17 protein-coding genes and 4 tRNA genes are annotated in these 20,082 nt (G+C 52.2%); 6 read left to right on the top strand and 15 right to left on the bottom strand.

Annotation, left to right across the window (positions count from 1 at the left end; translation table 11 throughout):
• Positions 1-39 precede the first annotated feature (39 nt).
• The 5 genes from ABNT34_RS16730 to ABNT34_RS16710 form a co-directional block, all read right to left on the bottom strand.
• Complete coding sequence (locus ABNT34_RS16730; protein WP_348733626.1) at positions 40-600, bottom strand: hypothetical protein; 561 nt, start codon at positions 598-600, stop codon at positions 40-42.
• A 17-nt stretch (positions 601-617) separates the two neighbouring features.
• Positions 618-2,906 carry a S8 family serine peptidase gene (locus ABNT34_RS16725; RefSeq protein ID WP_348733624.1) on the bottom strand — a complete coding sequence of 763 codons (2,289 nt, stop codon included), beginning with the start codon at positions 2,904-2,906 and terminating at the stop codon, positions 618-620.
• A 193-nt stretch (positions 2,907-3,099) separates the two neighbouring features.
• On the bottom strand, positions 3,100-4,221 hold the full coding sequence (gene aguA / locus ABNT34_RS16720; RefSeq protein WP_348733622.1) for an agmatine deiminase: 1,122 nt from the start codon (positions 4,219-4,221) through the stop codon (positions 3,100-3,102).
• 121 nt (positions 4,222-4,342) lie between these two features.
• Positions 4,343-5,233: an N-carbamoylputrescine amidase gene (gene aguB / locus ABNT34_RS16715; RefSeq protein ID WP_031568516.1), complete on the bottom strand. Its 891-nt coding sequence runs from the start codon at positions 5,231-5,233 to the stop codon at positions 4,343-4,345.
• Positions 5,234-5,497: 264 nt separating this feature from the next.
• Positions 5,498-6,136, bottom strand: a complete 639-nt coding sequence (locus ABNT34_RS16710) for a peroxiredoxin-like family protein (RefSeq protein WP_348733619.1) — start codon at positions 6,134-6,136, stop codon at positions 5,498-5,500.
• Positions 6,137-6,318: 182 nt separating this feature from the next.
• Here ABNT34_RS16710 and ABNT34_RS16705 point away from each other — a divergent pair, with 182 nt between their 5' ends.
• Complete coding sequence (locus ABNT34_RS16705) at positions 6,319-7,476, top strand: FAD-dependent oxidoreductase (RefSeq protein ID WP_348733617.1); 1,158 nt, start codon at positions 6,319-6,321, stop codon at positions 7,474-7,476.
• Positions 7,477-7,582: 106 nt separating this feature from the next.
• Here the strand turns inward: ABNT34_RS16705 and ABNT34_RS16700 are convergent.
• The 4 genes from ABNT34_RS16700 to ABNT34_RS16685 form a co-directional block, all read right to left on the bottom strand.
• Positions 7,583-7,657: transfer RNA gene (locus ABNT34_RS16700), tRNA-Gln, on the bottom strand.
• A 58-nt stretch (positions 7,658-7,715) separates the two neighbouring features.
• Positions 7,716-7,790 (bottom strand) — tRNA-Gln (locus ABNT34_RS16695).
• 28 nt (positions 7,791-7,818) lie between these two features.
• Positions 7,819-7,903, bottom strand: a tRNA-Leu gene (locus ABNT34_RS16690).
• Positions 7,904-7,930: 27 nt separating this feature from the next.
• Positions 7,931-8,007: transfer RNA gene (locus tag ABNT34_RS16685), tRNA-Met, on the bottom strand.
• A gap of 246 nt (positions 8,008-8,253) precedes the next feature.
• Here ABNT34_RS16685 and ABNT34_RS16680 point away from each other — a divergent pair.
• A complete protein-coding gene (locus ABNT34_RS16680; RefSeq protein WP_348733615.1) occupies positions 8,254-9,795 on the top strand; it encodes an oligopeptide:H+ symporter in 1,542 nt (513 codons plus the stop codon).
• Positions 9,796-9,850: 55 nt separating this feature from the next.
• Here the strand turns inward: ABNT34_RS16680 and ychF are convergent, their stop codons facing one another.
• The 6 genes from ychF to lolB all read right to left on the bottom strand — a co-directional run bounded on the left by ychF (position 9,851) and on the right by lolB (position 14,819).
• Positions 9,851-10,942 carry a redox-regulated ATPase YchF gene (ychF, locus tag ABNT34_RS16675; RefSeq protein ID WP_348733613.1) on the bottom strand — a complete coding sequence of 364 codons (1,092 nt, stop codon included), beginning with the start codon at positions 10,940-10,942 and terminating at the stop codon, positions 9,851-9,853.
• A 58-nt stretch (positions 10,943-11,000) separates the two neighbouring features.
• The gene (pth, locus tag ABNT34_RS16670; protein ID WP_348733611.1) at positions 11,001-11,594 is read right to left on the bottom strand and encodes an aminoacyl-tRNA hydrolase; all 594 of its coding nucleotides are present in this window, start codon (positions 11,592-11,594) and stop codon (positions 11,001-11,003) included.
• On the bottom strand, positions 11,594-12,193 hold the full coding sequence (locus ABNT34_RS16665) for a 50S ribosomal protein L25/general stress protein Ctc (RefSeq protein WP_348733609.1): 600 nt from the start codon (positions 12,191-12,193) through the stop codon (positions 11,594-11,596). Before ABNT34_RS16665 ends, pth begins: the two co-directional genes overlap by 1 nt.
• Before the next feature lie 181 nt (positions 12,194-12,374).
• The gene (locus ABNT34_RS16660) at positions 12,375-13,310 is read right to left on the bottom strand and encodes a ribose-phosphate pyrophosphokinase (RefSeq protein WP_106388982.1); all 936 of its coding nucleotides are present in this window, start codon (positions 13,308-13,310) and stop codon (positions 12,375-12,377) included.
• 82 nt (positions 13,311-13,392) lie between these two features.
• Positions 13,393-14,256: a 4-(cytidine 5'-diphospho)-2-C-methyl-D-erythritol kinase gene (gene ispE, locus ABNT34_RS16655; protein ID WP_348733606.1), complete on the bottom strand. Its 864-nt coding sequence runs from the start codon at positions 14,254-14,256 to the stop codon at positions 13,393-13,395.
• Positions 14,253-14,819, bottom strand: a complete 567-nt coding sequence (gene lolB, locus ABNT34_RS16650; protein ID WP_348733605.1) for a lipoprotein insertase outer membrane protein LolB — start codon at positions 14,817-14,819, stop codon at positions 14,253-14,255. Before lolB ends, ispE begins: the two co-directional genes overlap by 4 nt.
• A gap of 180 nt (positions 14,820-14,999) precedes the next feature.
• Between lolB and hemA the strand changes: the two genes are divergently transcribed.
• The 4 genes from hemA (at position 15,000) to ABNT34_RS16630 (ending at position 19,968) form a co-directional block, all read left to right on the top strand.
• Entirely contained in the window at positions 15,000-16,247 is a 1,248-nt protein-coding gene (gene hemA, locus ABNT34_RS16645) for a glutamyl-tRNA reductase (RefSeq protein ID WP_348733732.1), read from the top strand.
• Positions 16,248-16,289: 42 nt separating this feature from the next.
• Complete coding sequence (gene prfA, locus ABNT34_RS16640) at positions 16,290-17,381, top strand: peptide chain release factor 1 (protein WP_348733603.1); 1,092 nt, start codon at positions 16,290-16,292, stop codon at positions 17,379-17,381.
• The gene (gene prmC, locus ABNT34_RS16635) at positions 17,381-18,235 is read left to right on the top strand and encodes a peptide chain release factor N(5)-glutamine methyltransferase (RefSeq protein ID WP_348733601.1); all 855 of its coding nucleotides are present in this window, start codon (positions 17,381-17,383) and stop codon (positions 18,233-18,235) included. Before prfA ends, prmC begins: the two co-directional genes overlap by 1 nt.
• Before the next feature lie 179 nt (positions 18,236-18,414).
• On the top strand, positions 18,415-19,968 hold the full coding sequence (locus tag ABNT34_RS16630) for a DUF3369 domain-containing protein (protein ID WP_348733599.1): 1,554 nt from the start codon (positions 18,415-18,417) through the stop codon (positions 19,966-19,968).
• Positions 19,969-20,082 lie beyond the last annotated feature (114 nt).

The raw sequence follows: 20,082 nt of genomic DNA, 5'->3' as shown, positions 1-20,082 counted from the left end.
AGGCGCCTCAGGGCGCCTTTTTACTTAGGGATTGAGTTGTTATTGCGCCGTGTGGCGCTTGTCCAGCACATCCAGTTTGACGGTCTTCACGCCGGCAACCTGTTGTAGCTGCTGTGTCAGCTGCAGTAAATCGGCGTTGGCACCGGCCTGCAACATCTGCAGCTGGCCTTTGCGCAGGCTTTTCAGTGGCTTTAAGCCTAACTTAGCCGCAGCAGCGTTCAGCGCTGCAACGTCTTGCGTCAGTACGCTGATGCGGCCTGTTACAATCGCCAGCTCACCGCTGAGCAAGTTACGTACAACAGTGTTTTCAGTCAGCACTGCAGGTTTTGCCTGCGCCGGGTTGGCGTAGACTTTGTGCTCACCCAAAGTCGCCACTGCGTCTGCGGTTAACACCGTATCCGCCGTGGTTGCGCTGAAACCGGCGACTGTGACATAAGTGCCAAAAGTAGCCTGCAACGGCTGTTCTTTGCCGGCGCTTGTCACTTGTTCGGCAGTAATCGCAGCATTTTGCCCCTGCAGTTCCGGGATTTCGCGAACTTGCTGTGCCTGGGCCAATGGCAGGCTCAGCACCATTGCCAGTGTAATCATTGATTTATACATTTTGTTCTGCTCCCGGCTTAGTGGCCATAGACACGGATCGCAACACCTTCAACAGTCGAAAGTGCCGTGTTGTTCAGATAACCTTTGGTTTTTAACAAACCGCCAGTGGCGTTGATATCCGCACCGTTGGCATCCAGTACCTTGATTTTCCAGGTGCCTTTGGCTTTTTCACCATAAAATGCCTGCGACAACATCACCGAATCTTTCAGAATATAACCCTGGAAGAAATTCGCGCCGGCGGCTGGCATCAGCATGGCTTGTTTAGAGCTCAGCAGCACGCTGCGGGTACCCTGTGGCGATGTGACTTCAATGGCAAGGTCGGCACCGGCTGTGGTGTGAAACTCTTTGTATAACGCGCCTTTGGCATCAACACCCAGCGTCATCTCACTGTTCGCCACTGTCAGACGGAACTGCGCGCCTTCCAGCACCATGTCATCCGCCACGTCGATAGTAAATTCCGCACCTTTGGCTGAGTTGTCCGGCACTGTGTTGGTCAGTTTTTCTGGTTTAGCCGCGTAAACGCCAAGGCCAGTCCAGGCTGTCAGTTTCAGCTCGCCGAGGTTCGCTTTATAGCTCTTGGCCATTTCGACGGCTTTACCGGCATTCACCCGGCCGTAGCCGTACAGGTTGTTGTGCTCAAAGCCGGCTTTGTTTTTCACCCAGCCGGCATGCGCAACAAATTCACCGTCCGGCAGCGTCAGCTTCACCGGCGCGTTATTGGCGTCCACTTTGGTGGAGGTGCTGACCAGAATATGCCGCACGTCGCGGTAAGTCAGCGCAGGATTTGCTGACAGGATCAGGCTGACCACACCGGCAGTATTTGGTGCTGCCGAACTGGTACCGTTAAAGCTGTTGGTATAGTTACAGCTGCTGTTGTCTTCATGGCCAGGATTGTTAAACGGATAAATGGCGCCGAAATAACCCGGGCCAAAATATTCGTCATAAAAATCAGCGGAGGCAAAGCTGGAGTAACCACGCAGACAGGTCATCTGGTCTGTGGTCACCATTGCTGGCGCCGTGTCGCCATATTCACCGGCAGGTGCGACTACCAGCAGGTTGGCACCGGCAGTGGAGTAGCTGGTGTGTCGGCCGTCTGAGTTCACCGCGCCAATGCTGAAGTAATACGGCGATGACTGAGAGTTTTCCATGTTGGCGTTGTAGCAGGTCAGGCCCAAAGTGCGGGCTCCGCTGGCGCTACAGAAGTTGTTTTCCAGTGTACTGCGACCAGACAGGAAAGAGTTGCCGCTCGACTTGGTGTTGACCACGCCTTTGCCACTGCGCAGTTCAGTTGCAGTGAATTCCTGCAGTGCTTCTTCCATTTCGTCATAGGCAAGTGCTGAAGGGTAGGTAATACCATAACTGCGGTTAAACACTGCGACAGGCTCATTTGGCGTGATACCACTGCCAGGAATACCGTGCGACAGGAAATAGGCCAGGTCAGACTGTGCTTCCAAATAGTTCATGCCAATCAGCTTGGTGTCCGGTGCCACACCGTGGCCGCCTTTACCGTTCCAGCCCACAGCTGCAATCAGACCGGCCACGCTGGTACCGTGGTCACCGTCTACCGCGCCGTTGGTTGGATCTGTTGGATTTAATGCGCCTTCGACAAAGTTCAGTGAACGGTTCGGTAATACGTTGGCTTCTAAATCTTCATGGGCGATTTCAAGGCCAGAGTCGACGACGACGGCAATGGTATTCTGACCGGTAACGCCCTGGCTATATGCAGCGGCAACGTTCATGTCTTCACCTGGTACCAGGATTTTTTCCCAGTTGGCCATCCGGGTTTTTGCCAGTTTTACGGCATCTTCTGCCGACAGGCCTTGCGCCTGGAAACTGTCGACCAGATAGTCATACAGGCCTTCGCCTAAGGCATAGGCTTTTTGGCCAGTGTTGCGCAGATGCCATTGCTGATTAACCAGCGGATCTGTTGCAGCAGCCGGGATCTCCAGTGTGGCACTGGCAGTGAGGAAACCGTCACTGATCACATATTGCAGGCTGCTGGCCTGGCCTTGCTGCGGCGTATAAATGAAATTCAGGCCCTGGACGGTTAAAGTGCCGCCTTTGAGGTTGTAAACGCCATTAACCGGGCTGACTGCTTTGCCACCTTCGAGGAGCTCGGTGACTTGCAGATTGTCGCCGTCAATATCAGTGGCTTTAAAAGAGCCGGTTTGTGGTAACCAGCTTTTGCCGGCGGCAATACTGACGTTGACCGCAGTTGGGGCGTTATTTTTGTCACCGCCACCACCACAGGCGCTGAGCGCAAGCAGCACTGCAGCAGAGAGCGCAGATTTTTGAATAAAATGCATAACAAATCCTGGATTCTGATTTTTTTGGTTGACCCTGATTGGGCGACTGCTTCAGGCAGCTCCACCGGATGCTAGCATTTTGGGATTGAAAGTCACTAAAAAGTTAAAATATGTAATTTTGTTGATTGTTTTTTGTGCGGCCAATAAAAAGCCCCGCACTATGGCGGGGCTTTTGGAGCCAATCACCCTGAGATTAGGCCGGTTGCTGCTGCGTAATGCAGTGGACGTTGCCACCACCGAGCAGAATTTCCCGGCCAGGCACAGTCACCACCTGATGTTGTGGGAATACTTTGGCCAGAATATCAGCGGCAACTTTATCCATTGGGTCATCAAAAGTGGGCAGAATTAAGCCGCCGTTACACAAATAAAAATTGATGTAAGAACCAGCCAGACGGGCTGCCGCTTCACGCGGTACTGCAGCGCCGGTCAGGTCAACACTGGCATATTCTTCTGCTTTGGCCAGCAACGGGCCTGGCACCGGCAGTTTGTGCACAATAAAAGGCCGGCCTTTGGCGTCTGTGCTGTTTTCTAACACTGTCAGCGCGGCGCGCGAGCGGGCATATTGCGGGTCGGTTTCGTCATCGGTCCAGGCCAGCAGCACTTCACCCGGGCGGACAAAACAGCACATGTTATCAACATGACCATCGGTCTCGTCGTTGAAAATGCCTTCTTCCAGCCAAATCACTTTATCAATACCCAGGTAATCGCTGAGTTGTTGCTCAATCTGTGCTTTGGTCAGATGCGGGTTGCGATTTGGATTGAGTAAACATTCGGCGGTGGTCAGCAAAGTGCCTTCACCGTCGGTATGAATAGCGCCGCCTTCGAGTACAAAACCTTCAGTCCGGTAGCGTGGCAGCCCTTCAATATTCAGTACTTTTTGTGCGACCTGATCATCGCGCTGCCAAGGGAAGTACAGACCACCGTTCAGGCCGCCCCAGGCATTAAATGTCCAGTCGATACCACGAACTTCTTTGCCATTGGTCACAAAGGTCGGCCCGGTATCTCGGCACCAGGCGTCATCGCTGGAGACTTCTACGACCCGGATAGGGTGTACAGTTGGCTCCAGACTGAGTTGGGCCTGAGCATTGGCGAATTGATTGGCCGATGCCATCACTGTGACAGGTTCAAAGCGGGCGATGGCGCGGATCACCGCAGTAAAGGCTTGTTGTGCTGGTTTTGCCCCCATCCGCCAATTGTCAGTGCGCTCTGGCCACACCAGCCAGGTTTGCTTGTGACGGGCCCACTCGGCTGGCATATAAAAACCATCGGCGCGTGGTGTGCTGGTTAAAGTGCGATCAGAGATGAATCCGCTCACTGTAGCTTTATCCTTCTGAAATGCCGCCCTGACTCTGCAGGCGGCTGGGTTCAAGACCCGGTGAAAGCGAAACAGGCCAGAAAATCTGGCCTGGAAAGGAAGTTGTGAACCGGTTAACGGTTTACTGCGCCGAGTTCTTTGGCACTGTTTTGCCGTCTTTGGTCAACAAAGTGTCAAATAAATCGATGCGGCGGTCACGGTACACGCCCCAGCTGCGGCGGATGTGCGCCAGCTCGTCTAAATCAAAGCTATGTACCAGTACGGCTTCACTGACTTCGTCGGCTTCCTGCACTTTGGCGCCAAACTGGTCGGCGATAAATGAACTGCCGTAGAAAGTGATTGAGAAATCCTGCTCCGATTCAGTGCCGATGCGGTTGGACGCAATCAATGGCACCAGGTTCGCCGCGGCGTGGCCTTGTTGCGTGCGCTGCCAGTGGTCGCGTGAAGAAATGGTTGGGTCATGCGGCTCGCTGCCAATGGCGGTAGGGTAGAACAACAGCTCGGCGCCCATCAATGCCATCGCGCGGGCGCATTCCGGGAACCACTGATCCCAGCAAATACCGATACCGATTTTGGCATAGGCCGTGTCCCAGACTTTAAAGCCGGAGTCGCCCGGGGTGAAATAGTATTTTTCGCTGTAACCCGGGCCGTCCGGGATATGGCTTTTGCGATAAGTGCCAAGGTAAGAACCGTCGGCATCGATGACGGCCACGCTGTTGTAAAGGCAGTTGCCGGCACGTTCATAAAAGCTGATTGGTAAAACCACGTTCAGCTCTTTGGCAATCTTAGTGAAATGCGCCACGGCCTGATTATTTTCCAGTGGCGTCGCGAATTCTAAATATTCTGGTTTTTGTTTCTGGCAGAAGTAGTTACGTTCAAACAGTTCCTGCAGCAGGATAATTTGCGCGCCTTTTGCAGCGGCATCACGCACCAGTTTTTCACCGCGGGCAATATTTTCTTCCACATTCCAGCCACCGATCATCTGAGTGGCAGCAACAGTTACCTTACGCATGCAAAGCATCTCCTGGCAAAAGAACAAAAACGGACACATTACTTTAGCCACTTATCATCGTCGCAGCAAAGACTGACAACGCGCAAAGGACTGGCACATAATGCAGTTTGGCCGCGCAAAATGCCGGATTTTCACCCGGCGGTCAATGAAATTTTGCTGATTTTTCTGCTGCTTGGTACACATGAATTATCCGCGAATTTCTATGCGTCATTCGCGGATAATCATCGGGTTTTTATGCGGTTTTGCCGGTGTTTTGATTATTGGTTATTGATTGGCGAGCTCAGCGGCCAGCAACAACAAGCGTGGCTGCAGCCGGGTTTTGTAGTTGATATGGACATAGCTAAACTGGATCTCTCCGGTTTTGCTGATGATAAACACTGCCGGCGCAGGTAATACGGCCTGGCCGGTCGCATCGTAAGTCAGCTTGATGCCATAAGTATTTTTGTAAGTTTTTTCAGTGGCGGCATCCATGTAGTAGGCGATACCAAAACCCTGCAATGCCTGCAGATTGGCGTCGGACAACAGCTGATAATTAAGAGCAGCATCTTTGGTCATTTGTTCAGACTTGGCACTGGCCGCCGGCAGTTCCGGGCTGATGGCTAAAATGCGGTAACCGAGCTTCTGCAGTTGCGGCGTGATATCGCGCAGACCGGCCAGCTGCGTGTTGCAATAAGGGCACCAGCCACCGCGATAAAATACCAGAATGGTTTTTTGTTGGCTCAACAGCGCGGATAGATCAACAGTTTTGCCGGCACTGTCCTGTACCTGTAAGCCAGCAGGCACTGTCTGGCCGTTTAATAGAGGCCTGATCTGCTCGGGCTTTAATGCGATGTCTGCGGCACTGGCAAAATAAGTACAGAGCAGCAGCGGGATGGACAACAACATTTTATATATACGGGTCATAACCTGGGCCTTTGGTTGCTTAAAGTCTCTGGAGTCAACAGACCCGCAGTCAGCGTATTTTTGTTCAACGAATGAAAAAAATTATCATTTTGTGATTTACCGCAGCTTTCAGGTGTCGAAGCTGCGTAAAATACTGGGTCAGAATAAGTGATTGATGGTCATCATGAATAAGGCAGGTCGGTGTGTTTGATATTGCAATTGTCGGTGGTGGTATGGTCGGCGCGGCTTTGGCTGTGGCAACAGCACAAGCCGGCATGAAAGTGGCGCTGCTGGAGCGGCAACAACCCAGCCGTATCACTGATGACAGCGACTGTGATTTGCGGGTCAGTGCCATCAATCGGCGCAGTGAAGCCTGGCTGCAACAGCTGGGTGCCTGGCAGCAGTTATCGGTCAACCGGCTGGCGCCATACGCAACTTTGCGGGCTTTTGAAGGCAATGCCGCGCCGCTGGATTTTACCGCCGCAGAACTGGGTGAAAATCACCTGGGGCACATTATTGAGAATTTACATATCCAGCAGGCGTTATGGCAGCAATTGCCCGATACCGTTCAGCAGTTTTGCCCGGTGCAGCTCAGTGGATATCAACAGTTCGAAGATCACGCTTGTCTGCAGACCGACCAAGGCGAGATTAAAGCGCGCTTGCTGATAGCCGCTGATGGCGCGCAGTCACAGTTGAAACAACTGGCTGGTATTGGCTCGCAAGGCTGGCAATATCAACAAGCTTGTTTGCTGGTACACGTGAATACCAGCTATGACGCTTTACCTATGACCTGGCAGCAGTTTACGCCACAAGGGCCACGGGCTTATTTGCCATTACCCGGCAAACAAGCGTCTTTAGTCTGGTATGACGACCATTTGCGCATTCAGCAGCTGGCAGCTTTAACAGCTGCGCAGCTGGAGCAACAAATTCGTCTGCATTTCCCGGCGGCGCTGGGGGAATTCTGCGTCGTGAAACAAGGTTATTTTCCGCTGACGCGCAGTCACGCCAATCAATATGTCAAAGGCCGGTTGGTCTTGGTTGGTGATGCGGCCCATACCATCAATCCATTGGCGGGGCAGGGTGTGAATCTGGGGTTTGCTGACGCCGAATGTCTTTCAGCATTATTGGTTAAGCAGTTCTCAGCAGGTGCTGATTTGGCGGCGCCGGCACTATTGGCACAATATGAATCAGAACGTCGCAAAGCAAACTTGCTGATGATGTCGGCAATGGATGTGTTTTATCAGGTATTCAGTAGCAAGCTGACACCTTTAGTCCAGCTGCGTCGGCTCGGATTGCAGGTCGCAGCGAAAGCAGGGCCACTGAAAACTTACGTTGGGAGATATGCGGCTGGTTTAGTCTGACGCTTTAAAAATCAAATATTTGAATAGAGTCAGGCTATAAATATGCAGCCTGATTTTTTTTGCCGTCAGAAAAAGAAAACCCAGCCGGAGCTGGGTTATCAAAGAATGGCAGGGGTACAGGGATTCGAACCCCAGAATGGCGGGATCAAAACCCGCTGCCTTACCGCTTGGCTATACCCCTGCAGAAATTTTGTGGCGCTATTTGTATGAACTGATGACCATACTGCCACTAAATTTAATGGCAGGGGTACAGGGATTCGAACCCCAGAATGGCGGGATCAAAACCCGCTGCCTTACCGCTTGGCTATACCCCTGCAGAAACTGCAGAATTCTTACTTGCTTTGGTGCGGAAAGAGAGACTCGAACTCTCACGCCTCGCGGCGCTGGAACCTAAATCCAGTGCGTCTACCAATTTCGCCATTTCCGCAATCTACGGCGAACAACGCAGAGAAAGTGGTGGCTACAGCGGGAATCGAACCTGCGACCCCAGCATTATGAGTGCTGTGCTCTAACCAGCTGAGCTATGTAGCCACTATGTCTTAGTTGTCCTAAGCAAGTGGCGCGTATTATGCGCATCCGCCTTTTTTGCGTCAACCGTTTTTTTGCCACAAATCCATGCATTTGAATCGTTTGCTGAAATTCTGTTCGCCTTGCTGCAGTTCGCAGCATTTTCTGGCGAAATCATCGCCGCCCGGACAGATAAGGTTTGGCGCCATGCGCTTTTACGTTAGTATCAGCCCGACCTTTTATACGCAAAAAATTGTATTTGGATGACTTATGACAGCACAAACTGCGCGCTGGCCGCGCCAGCTACCTTATATTATTGCCAGTGAAGCCTGCGAGCGCTTCAGTTTTTACGGTATGCGCAACATATTAACGCCGTTTTTGATGACAGCGCTGCTGTTATCTGTCCCTGAACAGTTCCGCGCCGGTGAAGCCAAAGACATTTTTCACTCCTTTGTCATCGGCGTGTACTTTTTCCCTTTGCTGGGCGGTTACCTTGCCGACAAATTCCTCGGCAAATACCGCACTATTTTGTACTTAAGTATTTTGTACTGTATTGGTCACGCCTTTCTGGCGGTGTTTGAGACCAATAAAGAAGGCTTTTACGCCGGTTTATTTTTAATTGCTTTAGGCTCGGGTGGCATTAAACCGCTGGTGTCGGCTTTTATGGGCGATCAATTTGATCAGTCAAATAAACATCTGGCGCGTAAGGCCTTTGACTGGTTTTATTTCACTATCAATTTCGGCTCCTTCTTCGCCTCGTTATCGATGCCGCTGGTGTTAAAACATTATGGCGCGGCCTGGGCCTTTGGTTTGCCTGGAGCTTTGATGGCGCTGGCGACCTTATTTTTCTGGTTAGGCCGTGCCCGCTACGTGCATGTGGCGCCGGAACCGGACAATCCACATAGTTTTTTGCAGGTGGTGAAAACCGCCTTGCTGAGCAAACAAGCTGGTCAGGCGGGTAAAGGCTTGTATTTAGCTTGTGCTGGTGTGGCGTTAGCACTGTTTTCCATATCACAAACGCCCAATTTGGGATTTGTCGCGGCTTTTTGTCTGGCACTGGTGTGCATTATGGGCTTTGGCGGCGCCGGTGCAGCGCTGCAGCTCGACCGCGCCCGTGCCGTGCATCCGGCTGCCGCCGTGGACGGTGTACGGGTCGTATTGCGTGTCTTAGTGTTGTTTGCTTTAGTGACGCCGTTCTGGTCTTTATTCGACCAGAAAGCCTCAACCTGGGTGTTGCAGGCCAATCAAATGAGCCGGCCAGAGTGGTTTGAACCGGCGATGATGCAGGCGTTAAATCCGCTGCTGGTGATGATCCTTATTCCGTTTAATAACTTTGTACTGTACCCACTACTGGAAAAGTCAGGCTTAAAAATTACCGCATTACGCCGGATGGGGGCGGGTATCGCTTTTTCCGGTCTTGCCTGGATAGTGGCCGGCAGTCTGCAGGTCTGGCTCGATAACGGTCATATCGTCAGTATTTTATGGCAGATGTTGCCCTATGCATTATTAACCTTTGGTGAGGTGATGGTGTCAGCGACCGGGCTGGAATTTGCTTACAGTCAGGCGCCGGCCGCGATGAAAGGCATTATCACCAGCTTCTGGCAGTTGTCGGTGACTATCGGCAATTTGTGGGTATTGCTGGCCAATAACAGTATCCGCAGTGAAACTGTGTTGTCGCATGTCGACAGTACCGGCCTTAGTCAAACCGCGTTTTTGATGTATTTCTTTGCTGGGTTTGCGCTGTTGGCAGCCGCAGTATTTGCTTTGTATGCCAGACGTTATCAGCTGGTGGATAACTATCGGGCAGCCTGATCTGTAAGAAAATAAAAAAGCCCGCAGTGCGGGCTTTTTTATTGGTAAAAAGAGCTTAGACGTTAAACAGGAAGTGCATCACGTCGCCGTCTTTACAGACGTAGGTTTTACCTTCAACCCGCAGTTTACCGGCTTCTTTGGCACCGGCTTCACCGTTACAGGCGATAAAGTCGTCAAATGACACTACTTGCGCCCGGATAAAACCACGTTCGAAGTCAGTGTGAATAACGCCAGCAGCTTGTGGCGCTGTGGCACCGACCGGAATAGTCCAGGCGCGCACTTCTTTCACACCTGCGGTGAAATAGGTGTGCAGATTCAGCAGCGAATAACCACCGCGGATCACCCGGTTCAGACCTGGCTCGCTCAGGCCCATCGATTCTAAGAATTCGGCTTTTTCGTCATCTTCCAGTTCAGAAATTTCTGACTCAATCGCAGCGCACACCGGCACGACAATAGCGCCTTCTTTGGCAGCGATTTCACGTACAACATCCAGGTGCGGGTTATTTTCAAAGCCATCTTCCAGTACGTTGGCGATATACATCGTTGGTTTGATGGTGAGGAAATTCATGTAAGCAATCAGCGCCGTTTCTTCCGGTGACAGCTCCAGCTGGCGCAGTGTCAGGCCTGATTCTAAGTGAGCTTTCACCTTTTCCAGCACTTCAATTTCAGCTTTGGCGTCTTTATCACCGGCTTTGGCTTTTTTGCTGACGCGGAAAATGGCTTTTTCTGCGCTGTCCATATCAGCCAGCACTAATTCCATATTGATAGTGTCGATGTCGTCAGCCGGGTCCACTTTGTTGGCAACGTGAATGACGTTTTCGTCTTCAAAACAACGTACCACGTGGCCAATCGCATCAGTTTCGCGGATGTTGGCCAGGAACTTGTTGCCCAGACCTTCACCTTTTGAAGCGCCTTTCACCAGACCTGCGATGTCAACGAATTCCATCGTGGTTGGCAGGATACGCTGTGGGTTGACGATAGCCGCCAGTTGATTCAGGCGTGGATCCGGCACTGGCACTACGCCGGTATTTGGTTCGATAGTACAAAACGGGAAATTCGCCGCTTCAATACCCGCTTTGGTTAAAGCGTTAAACAGTGTAGATTTACCGACGTTGGGTAAACCAACGATGCCACATTTAAAACCCATGGAAGTATCCTCAGTGCTGAGCCGGCGCCAAGATAGCGCAGCCGCTGTTACCAGACCCTCAGGTCGTGGCGATAAAACTGTGTAAACGATGCTGGGCTTTGACAAGGCCGTCTTTTTGCCACAGCTCAAGGCAGCGCAACGATTCGTCGAGCGCGTTCTCTATTAATTTTTGCTCTGCTTGCGGGGCTTTGCCCAATACGTATCCGGTGACAAGGTCTTTGTGACCCGGATGGCCGATCCCTAAGCGCAGGCGGTAAAAGTTGGCATTATTGCCCAATTTACTGGTGATATCTTTTAAGCCGTTGTGACCGGCGTGACCGCCACCGAGCTTAAATTTAGCCACTCCCGGCGCTATTGCCATTTCATCGTGCGCGACCAGAATCTGTTCAGGTGTGACTTTAAAAAACTGCGCCATAGCGGCAACAGATTTTCCACTTAAGTTCATGTAAGTGGTGGGGATTAATAACTTGATTTCCTGACCGGCCAACAGAAATTTCCCTGTCAGACCAAAATATTTCGGGTCAGCTTTTAACGGTACGTTATAGCGGCGGGCCAGTTGTTCGACAAACCATTGGCCGGCATTGTGGCGGGTTTTTTCATATTCGGGGCCTGGATTACCCAGGCCCACGATAAGCTGAACAAAGTCAGACATTACTCAGCAGTTTCTTCCGCTTTACCAGCTGGTTTGTTTACAGAAACAACCGCCTGGTCATGACCAGCGCCTTTAACCAGTTCAGCGATAGTCACGCCGGCTGGAACTTTCAGGTCTGACAGGTGCAGCGTTTGACCAACAGCTACGTCAGCCAGGTCAACTTCGATGAATTCTGGCAGGTTAGCTGGCAGAACTGTGATAGCAACTTCGTTGATGTGGTGAGCAACGATACCGCCTTTTTTACCAGCAGCAGCTTCGTTGATGAAGTGCAGAGGTACGACAGTGTGCAGTTCGTGGCCAGCTTCAACGCGTTGGAAGTCAACGTGTGTTACTTTTGGCTTGAACGGGTGGCGTTGCATTGCTTTAACGATTGCTTTTACTTCTTCGCCGCCGACGTTGATAGTCAGGATGTGCGTGTAAAAACCTTCGTTGGCTTGCGCCTGGATCAGTTTGTTGTGTTCCAGAGTGATAGACAGAGGCGCTTGGTGGCCACCGTAGATGATTGCTGGAACTTTATCCGCGTGACGCAGGCGGCGGCTCGCACCTTTCCCCAGGTCGTTACGGATTTCGGCATTTAACGTGTAAATGGCTTCAGACATTTGGATCTCCAAAAATTAAGAATGCTGGTTTCCGCGACCAGAAAACCAGCTTAGATTTTTTTCACGGCAGCAACACACAAGGTGGGCTGGCGGAAAAAAGCGCGACATGATAGCACCGGCGCTATGCTCAGGCAAACAAAAAAGCCGCTTTGGGAGCGGCTTTTGTCAACATTGAAGACGCTTAGTCAAACATCGAAGAAATCGATTCTTCGTTGCTGATACGGCGGATACATTCCGCCATCATTTCACTTAACGTCAGCTGTTTCACTTTGCTCACGGCCTGCATCGCTGGCGACAGTGGGATAGTGTCGGTGATGATCAGTTCATCAATCACAGAGTTGGCGATATTTTCTGCGGCATTACCCGAGAACACCGGGTGTGTCGCGTAAGCAAACACGCGGCGGGCGCCTTGCTCTTTTAACGCTTCAGCGGCTTTACACAGCGTGCCACCAGTGTCGATCATGTCGTCAACGATAATGCAGTCACGGTCTTTGACGTCACCAATGATGTGCATCACTTGCGCCACGTTGGCTTTTGGCCGGCGTTTGTCGATGATGGCTAAATCGGCATCGTTTAACAGTTTGGCAATAGCACGGGCACGTACCACACCACCGATATCCGGTGATACCACAACCGGCGCCTGGAATTCACGCTTACGCATATCATCGAGCAGCACTGGAGAGGCGAACACGTTGTCGACTGGGACGTCGAAGAAACCCTGGATTTGCTCGGCGTGCAGGTCAACCGTTAATACGCGGTCCACACCCACGCTGGACAGGAAATCTGCCACGACTTTCGCCGTGATAGGTACCCGGGCGGAACGGACACGGCGGTCCTGACGGGCATAACCAAAATATGGGATCACCGCAGTGATACGACCGGCTGAAGCGCGGCGCAGCGCATCGACCATTACGATCAGTTCAATCAGGTTATCGTTGGTCGGGGCGCAGGTGGACTGGATAATAAAAACGTCCGATCCACGGACGTTTTCATTAATCTGAACGCTGACTTCTCCATCGCTGAAACGGCCAACTTCGGCATCGCCGAGCTTGATGTACAGGCGGCTGGCGATTTTTCTGGCGAGTTCTGGTACGGCGTTACCAGCGAATATCTTCATGTCGGGCACGGTAGGATCCTCAGGGATTGCTCCGGTTAAAATCTGAGATCAGCGCGCTCGGCGGTCAGGCGCTGATCCCTCGTCATACGGCATGTCGTAACGCAGTCAGCAGCGGCGACTGGTTGAGCCCCCGGGCGACAAATCCGCGGCAATTTGCCGGTAAGTCAGCCAGGGCGCGACGAGCACTGAGTTCATCAGCGAATTCAGCGAAGACACTGGCACCAGTACCCGTCATTCGAGACGGCGCGTATTCTACCAACCACTGTAAGGTTATTGCAACCTGCGGACAGAGACGTTCAACCAGTGGCTGACAGTCATTTCGCCATGGACTGGTCATTAAATCTGCCAGTGTCAGCGGCTTGCTGTCGCGAATGAGATCAGGATGAGTGAACACCGCCGCGGTCGACACATGCGCATCCGGCGTGACCACCAGATACCAGCAATCTGGCAGTTCTACCGGCTGGAGTTTTTCGCCAACACCTTCGGCAAAAGCAGTCTGACCATGGACAAATACCGGCACGTCGGCGCCGAGTTTTAAGCCGATGTCGGCGAGCTGTTGGGTCGACAACCCGAGCTGCCACAGGACATTTAAGGCGTGCAAAGTCGTTGCTGCATCAGACGAACCACCACCGAGGCCACCGCCCATCGGTGTGCGTTTATCCAGCTGGATACAAACACCGGCATCCGGTGCCGCCAGCGGCTGCAGCATCTTTGCCGCACGCACCACCAGATTGTCATCACCACTGATGCTGATATCTGAACAGCTGAAGCGGATTTCACCGCTGCTATCTGCCTGAAAATTCAACTCATCGCCGACATCCAGCATGCGAAACAGCGTTTGTAAATTGTGATAGCCATCGGCGCGCCGTCCGGTGATATGCAAAAATAAATTCAGTTTGGCCGGCGCCGGCAGGGTTAAAGTTCGTAGCGTCAAACTGCCGGTCATGGCTGCCACTCCCGGATCACCAGCTTGAGGAGAGTGTCACCGGATTGCAGCCGCATTTTACGCGGCAGCGATTTGGCGTCAGGGAAAAAGTCGCTGTAGCTGACCTGCCATTGTCGGCCCCGGCTGTCGGTCAAAGTAAAACTGGTCAGGCGGCCCATGCCGTCGCGTTGCAGATTTTCACTGCTGGGACCCGGCAAGCCTTTGAGCCACAGCTGCATCTCTTCAATCGGCAAAGACCAGCCGGATAAATAATCCAGCAAAGCGCCGGCCGACATGGCCTGATGGGTTTCGCCATCGACTTTCACCGTCGCACCGTTTGCATGAGTGGTCAGCTCAAAAACCGTGAGGCCGATGAAATTGGTCATCGAAGTCTGGTAAAAAGCACCGTTTTGTTGCCAGTTGAGGTTTCCACTGACACTTTCGCCTGGAGTTGTTACGCCTAAAGTCGCAAGCACTGTAAATTCGGTCATCGCATCCAGCGCTTGCTCGCGTTCGGCGGCGGGCAACGGACGGGAAGCTTGAGGTGCAGGCTGGCTGGCACAGCCGGTTAATAAAAGGCTCACTAAACAGCCAGCCCAGAGATTTTGCTTTAAAAACACAGTTTTTCCTGTCTGAAATGGACGGATGACAGACGCTGACCATTGCAGCAGGCTTTTCAGCGTCAGTGGATTTTCGTACAATCGCGCCTTTCTCCGTGACTTTGGGCTGAACAGGCCGAAGCGGCGTTTTAATTTTTTAGGTGAATCGCTATTTTTGCACTTGGCATCAATCACAAAACAGCACCAGTGGCGCTTCGCGAACAACTGGCTTTTGCGCCAGAGCAAATCGCTGAAGCTTTGCTGGATCTGACTGCCAAAACGGCGGTGACCGATGCGGTGATAGTGTCCACCTGTAACAGAACTGAGCTGTATTTTAGCGGCAGCAGCGAACAATCGAAACAAGTGATTGCCTGGCTGACGCAATTTCATCAGTTAAACCGCTCTGATGTGGAACCGCATTTATATCTGCATTGTGATGATGCCGCCTCGACCCATCTGATGCGGGTGGCCTGTGGCCTCGATTCTTTAGTGCTGGGTGAGCCGCAAATTTTAGGTCAGGTCAAACAGGCTTATAGCCAGTCACGCCAGCTCGGCACTATTCAGCCGGTATTTGAACGACTGTTCCAGAAAACTTTTGCCGTGGCCAAGCAGGTGCGCACCGACACTGAAATCGGCGCCAGTGCTGTATCGGTGGCTTTTGCTGCTGTGACACTGGCGCGGCAAATTTTCGGCAAACTCAATGATGTCAAAGTGTTATTGATTGGCGCCGGTGAAACCATCGAATTAGTTGCCAAACATTTGCTGGAGCAAGGCGCGGCGCATTTAACAGTGGCCAACCGTTCTTACGACAGAGCCGCGGCGCTTGCCGGCCAGTTTAACGGTCAGGTGGTGACTTTATCCCAGGTACCGCAGGCGCTGGTCGATGCCGATGTGGTCATCAGTTCCACGGCCAGTACTTTGCCTATTGTCGGCAAAGGCATGGTCGAGCAGGCCTTAAAAAAACGCCGGCATAAACCGATGTTTCTGGTCGATTTGGCGGTACCGCGTGATATCGAAGCGCAAGTGGCAGAATTAGAAGACGCTTATCTTTACACTGTTGACGATTTACAAAATATCGTCGCGCAAAATATCCAGTCGCGCCAACACGCCGCCGAACAGGCCGAGCAGATGATTGCCGACGGCGTGGCCGATTTCAGTCAATGGCTGTCGCTGCAGGGCAATATTGACTGGGTGCGCGACTATCGTGAGCGCTGTGAGGCGGTCAAACAGGAATTATTACAACGGGCGCTGAATCAGCTCGCCAGCGGCCAGAGTGCCGACAAGGTGATGACGGAATTAGCGACTAAACTCAGCAACAGGCTCATGCATGCACCAACCCGGACTATCCGGCAGTTGTTGCAGGACGACACCACGCAACCCCAGACATTAATCAACACGCTGCTCGATGTGTAGTTTGATGTTTAATCAGGTATTTAATCAGGTATTTATTGCTCCATGAAAGAATCGGTATATCGCAAACTCGAAGGTCTGGTCGAGCGTTATGAAGAAGTGCAGGCGCTGCTTAGCGACGCTGCCGTGATCTCTGATCAGAATAAATTCCGCGAGTTATCCCGCGAATACAGCCAGCTCGAGCCCATTGCTCAGCATTTTGCCCAGTACCGTCAGGCACAGGACGATTTGCAAAGTGCCGAAGAAATGCTGAAGGATTCAGATCCGGATATGCGCGAAATGGCGCAGGAAGAATTTAAATCCGGCAAAGAGCGTATCGAGCAACTCGATCAGGAACTGCAAATCCTGTTGTTGCCAAAAGATCCCAACGATAACAAAAATTGTTTTCTGGAGATTAGGGCTGGTGCCGGTGGTGATGAAGCCGCCATTTTTGCCGGCGATTTGTACCGCATGTATAGCCGTTATTGTGAAAAACGTCGTTTTAAAACAGAGATCATCAGTTTTAACGATGGCGAACACGGTGGTTACAAAGAAATTATCGTTAGTGTGCAGGGCGACGGCGCTTATGGCGTACTGAAATTTGAATCCGGCGGTCACCGCGTACAACGTGTGCCGGCCACTGAATCGCAAGGCCGGGTGCATACCTCCGCCTGTACTGTGGCTATTATGCCGGAAGTGCCGGAAAGTGAAGCCATCGAAATCAATCCGGCCGATTTAAAAGTCGATACCTACCGTGCATCTGGCGCCGGTGGTCAGCACGTGAACCGGACCGATTCTGCCATTCGGATCACCCACTTGCCGACCGGTATTGTGGTGGAATGTCAGGACGAGCGCTCGCAGCACAAAAACCGTGCCCGCGCCATGTCGGTGCTGCAGTCGCGCATTCAGGCGGCCGAAGATGAAAAACACCGGCTGGCAGAAGAATCGACCCGGCGTTTGCTGGTCGGCTCCGGCGATCGTTCTGAGCGCATCCGCACTTATAACTTCCCGCAAGGCCGCTTAACCGACCACCGCATCAACCTGACCATCTATAAATTACTCGATGTAATGGAAGGCGATTTAGATGCAGTGCTGGAACCACTGAGCCACGAACATCAGGCCGACCAGCTGGCTGCGCTGGCCGAGGAAAACCGCTGATGTTATTGCGCCAGTGGCTGGCAGAGGCCGAAACGGCGCTGCAGGCGCTGGCGCAGCAAGACCCACAGGCGACAGATCTCAAATTTGAAGCCAGCCGGCTCTGGGCCGACGTGCTGGATAAAAATCCGGCCAGTGAGCGGTTATATCTGGATCAGGCATTAAGTGCAGCCGAACTTTCGTTGTTAAATACCGCATTGCAACGGCGCGCCAGCGGTGAACCACTAGCTTATATCACCGGGCGCTGGTGGTTCTGGGATTTAGAGCTGGAAGTCGCACCTTGTACCTTAATTCCCAGACCTGATACTGAACTCTTAGTCGAACAGGCGTTACAGCTTGCTTTGCCAGCCAATGCCCAGGTGCTGGATTTAGGCACCGGCACCGGCGCTATCGCGCTGACGCTGGCGTCACAGCGGCCGCAGTGGCAGCTGACTGCGGTTGATTATTCTGCTGACGCGGTTGCACTGGCTGAGCGCAATCGTTGCCGCCTGCAGCTGGATAATGCCCGGGTCCTGCAAAGTGACTGGTATCAGGCCATCGCCGGCCAGCGTTTTGCTTTAATCCTGTCCAACCCACCTTATATCGATGCGCAAGACCCGCATCTGACGCAGGGCGATGTGCGTTATGAACCGCTAACAGCTTTGGTCGCAGCCGAAGATGGCCTTGCCGATATCCGGCTGATTTGCGCCCAGGCGCCAGCGCATTTGCAACCATGCGGCTGGCTCTGGCTGGAGCACGGTCATCAGCAACATGAGGCTGTGCAGCAAATCCTGCAGCAAGCCGGGTTCATCGATGTTAGCTCAAGACGCGATTATGGCGGCAACTGGCGGATCAGTGGCGGCCGCTTGCCGCGTTAAGTCAGTCGCGCTTTTATCACTCAATTCCCCTGGTATTTTTCACGGTAATTTGCCGCAATCTTTTGACCATCGCTGGAATAGCGCATATAACTATTGCTGATTCTTCTTAAAAATAATTAATTCATCTCAATCACTTAAGCTACTGCAATCAGGTAAGCGAAGCTCAAGAGGGAACAAGCGTGGCGAACGATTTTTTATTTGCGGATGAACCGGAAGAGCAAGTACCGCAACATAACGGCAGCTGGAAGGTGCTGATCGTAGACGATGAGCCTGAAGTGCATGCGGTGACGAAGTTAGCACTCAGCGATTTCTCTTTTCAGGGCAAAAATCTGGAATTTTTCAGCGCCTACTCAGGGGCTGAAGCCAAAAAACTAATTGCAGATCATCATGATGCCGCCATCATCCTGCTCGACGTAGTGATGGAATCGGATGACGCCGGTCTGATTGTCGCCCGTTATATCCGCGAAGAGCTGCACAATCATTATGTGCGGATTATTCTGCGCACCGGCCAGCCCGGCCAGGCGCCGGAGCGGCAGGTCATCGTCAACTACGATATCAACGACTACAAATCCAAAACCGAACTGACCGCGCAAAAACTCTTTACCGTGATCATGTCCAGTCTGCGCTCGTACCGCGACATCCTGTCGATTGATAACAGCCGCCGTGGCCTGGAAAAAATCATTACCGCCTCCGCCGATTTATTTTCCTCCCATTCGATGGAACAGTTCATCGACGGCGTGCTGCAACAGCTGACGTCGATTTTGGGTTGTGATGAAAACGCCTTACTGGTCACTTCGTCGCTGGTCGCCGGGAATATTTATGAAAATACCGACCCGGATCAGCTGGTGGTGTTTGCCGGCCTTGGCGAATTTGAAAATCAGGAAGGCCGCGCCGTGTCTGATGTGTTGGATCCCACGCTGATGGATGCTTTCCATCAGGCGCTGAAAAGCCGCAGCATTGTTTATCGGGAAAATTATCTGGTGGCCTATTGTACCAGTAAGTTTACTCATGGCTCATTATTGTATGTGTCCGGGCTGCCGAATCAGGTCAACGAAACGCAAAAACGGCTGATTGAACTGTTTTCGCAGAACGTGCAAATTGCTTATGAAAACGTGCAGTTGCAGCACGAGATTGAAGATACCCAACGCGAAATTGTTTATCGGCTCAGCGAAGCGGTCGAGCAACGCTCGATCGAAACCGGCAATCATGTCAAACGGGTGGCTTTTATCTGTTATGAATTGGCCACGGCTTATGGTTTAGCAACAGATGAAGCGGAAAAACTGATGTTTGCTTCGCCATTGCACGATGTCGGCAAAGTGGGCATTCCGGATGGCATTTTAAATAAACCGATGAAACTGGCTGAACATGAGTGGGAGGTGATGAAAACCCACTCGAATATCGGTTATGAGATTTTGAAGAACTCCAAACGGGCCATTATTCAGGCCGGGGCTGTGATAGCCCGCGATCATCATGAAAAATGGGATGGCAGCGGTTATCCGGCCGGCAAACGTGGTGAAGACATTCATATTTATGGTCGCATCGCTGCGGTGGCGGACGTGTACGACGCACTCAGACACCGGCGTTGTTACAAATCCCCCTGGACACCGGAGGCGACGTTGTCGCATATCGAAAGCGAATCCGGCCGGCAATTTGACCCCAAGCTGGTCGAAATTTTGAAAAGCCGGGTTGACCGGATTGAAGCCATTTTGCAGAAGTATCCGGACGAAGAATAAGTCGCCTGCGATGCAGCACAAAGCCACCAGCGGTGGCTTTGTTATTTTCGCTCACGCTGATTCGTGTCAGCCAGTTTCTACCTTGCATGCAACTGATGCTATGGGCTTTTCTGC

This window comes from Rheinheimera texasensis, assembly GCF_964031785.1.
GTDB classification, from domain to species: domain Bacteria; phylum Pseudomonadota; class Gammaproteobacteria; order Enterobacterales; family Alteromonadaceae; genus Pararheinheimera; species Pararheinheimera texasensis_A.
Note: the sequence above shows the minus strand (reverse complement) of the source record. Positions and strands in the feature narration are given on the sequence as shown.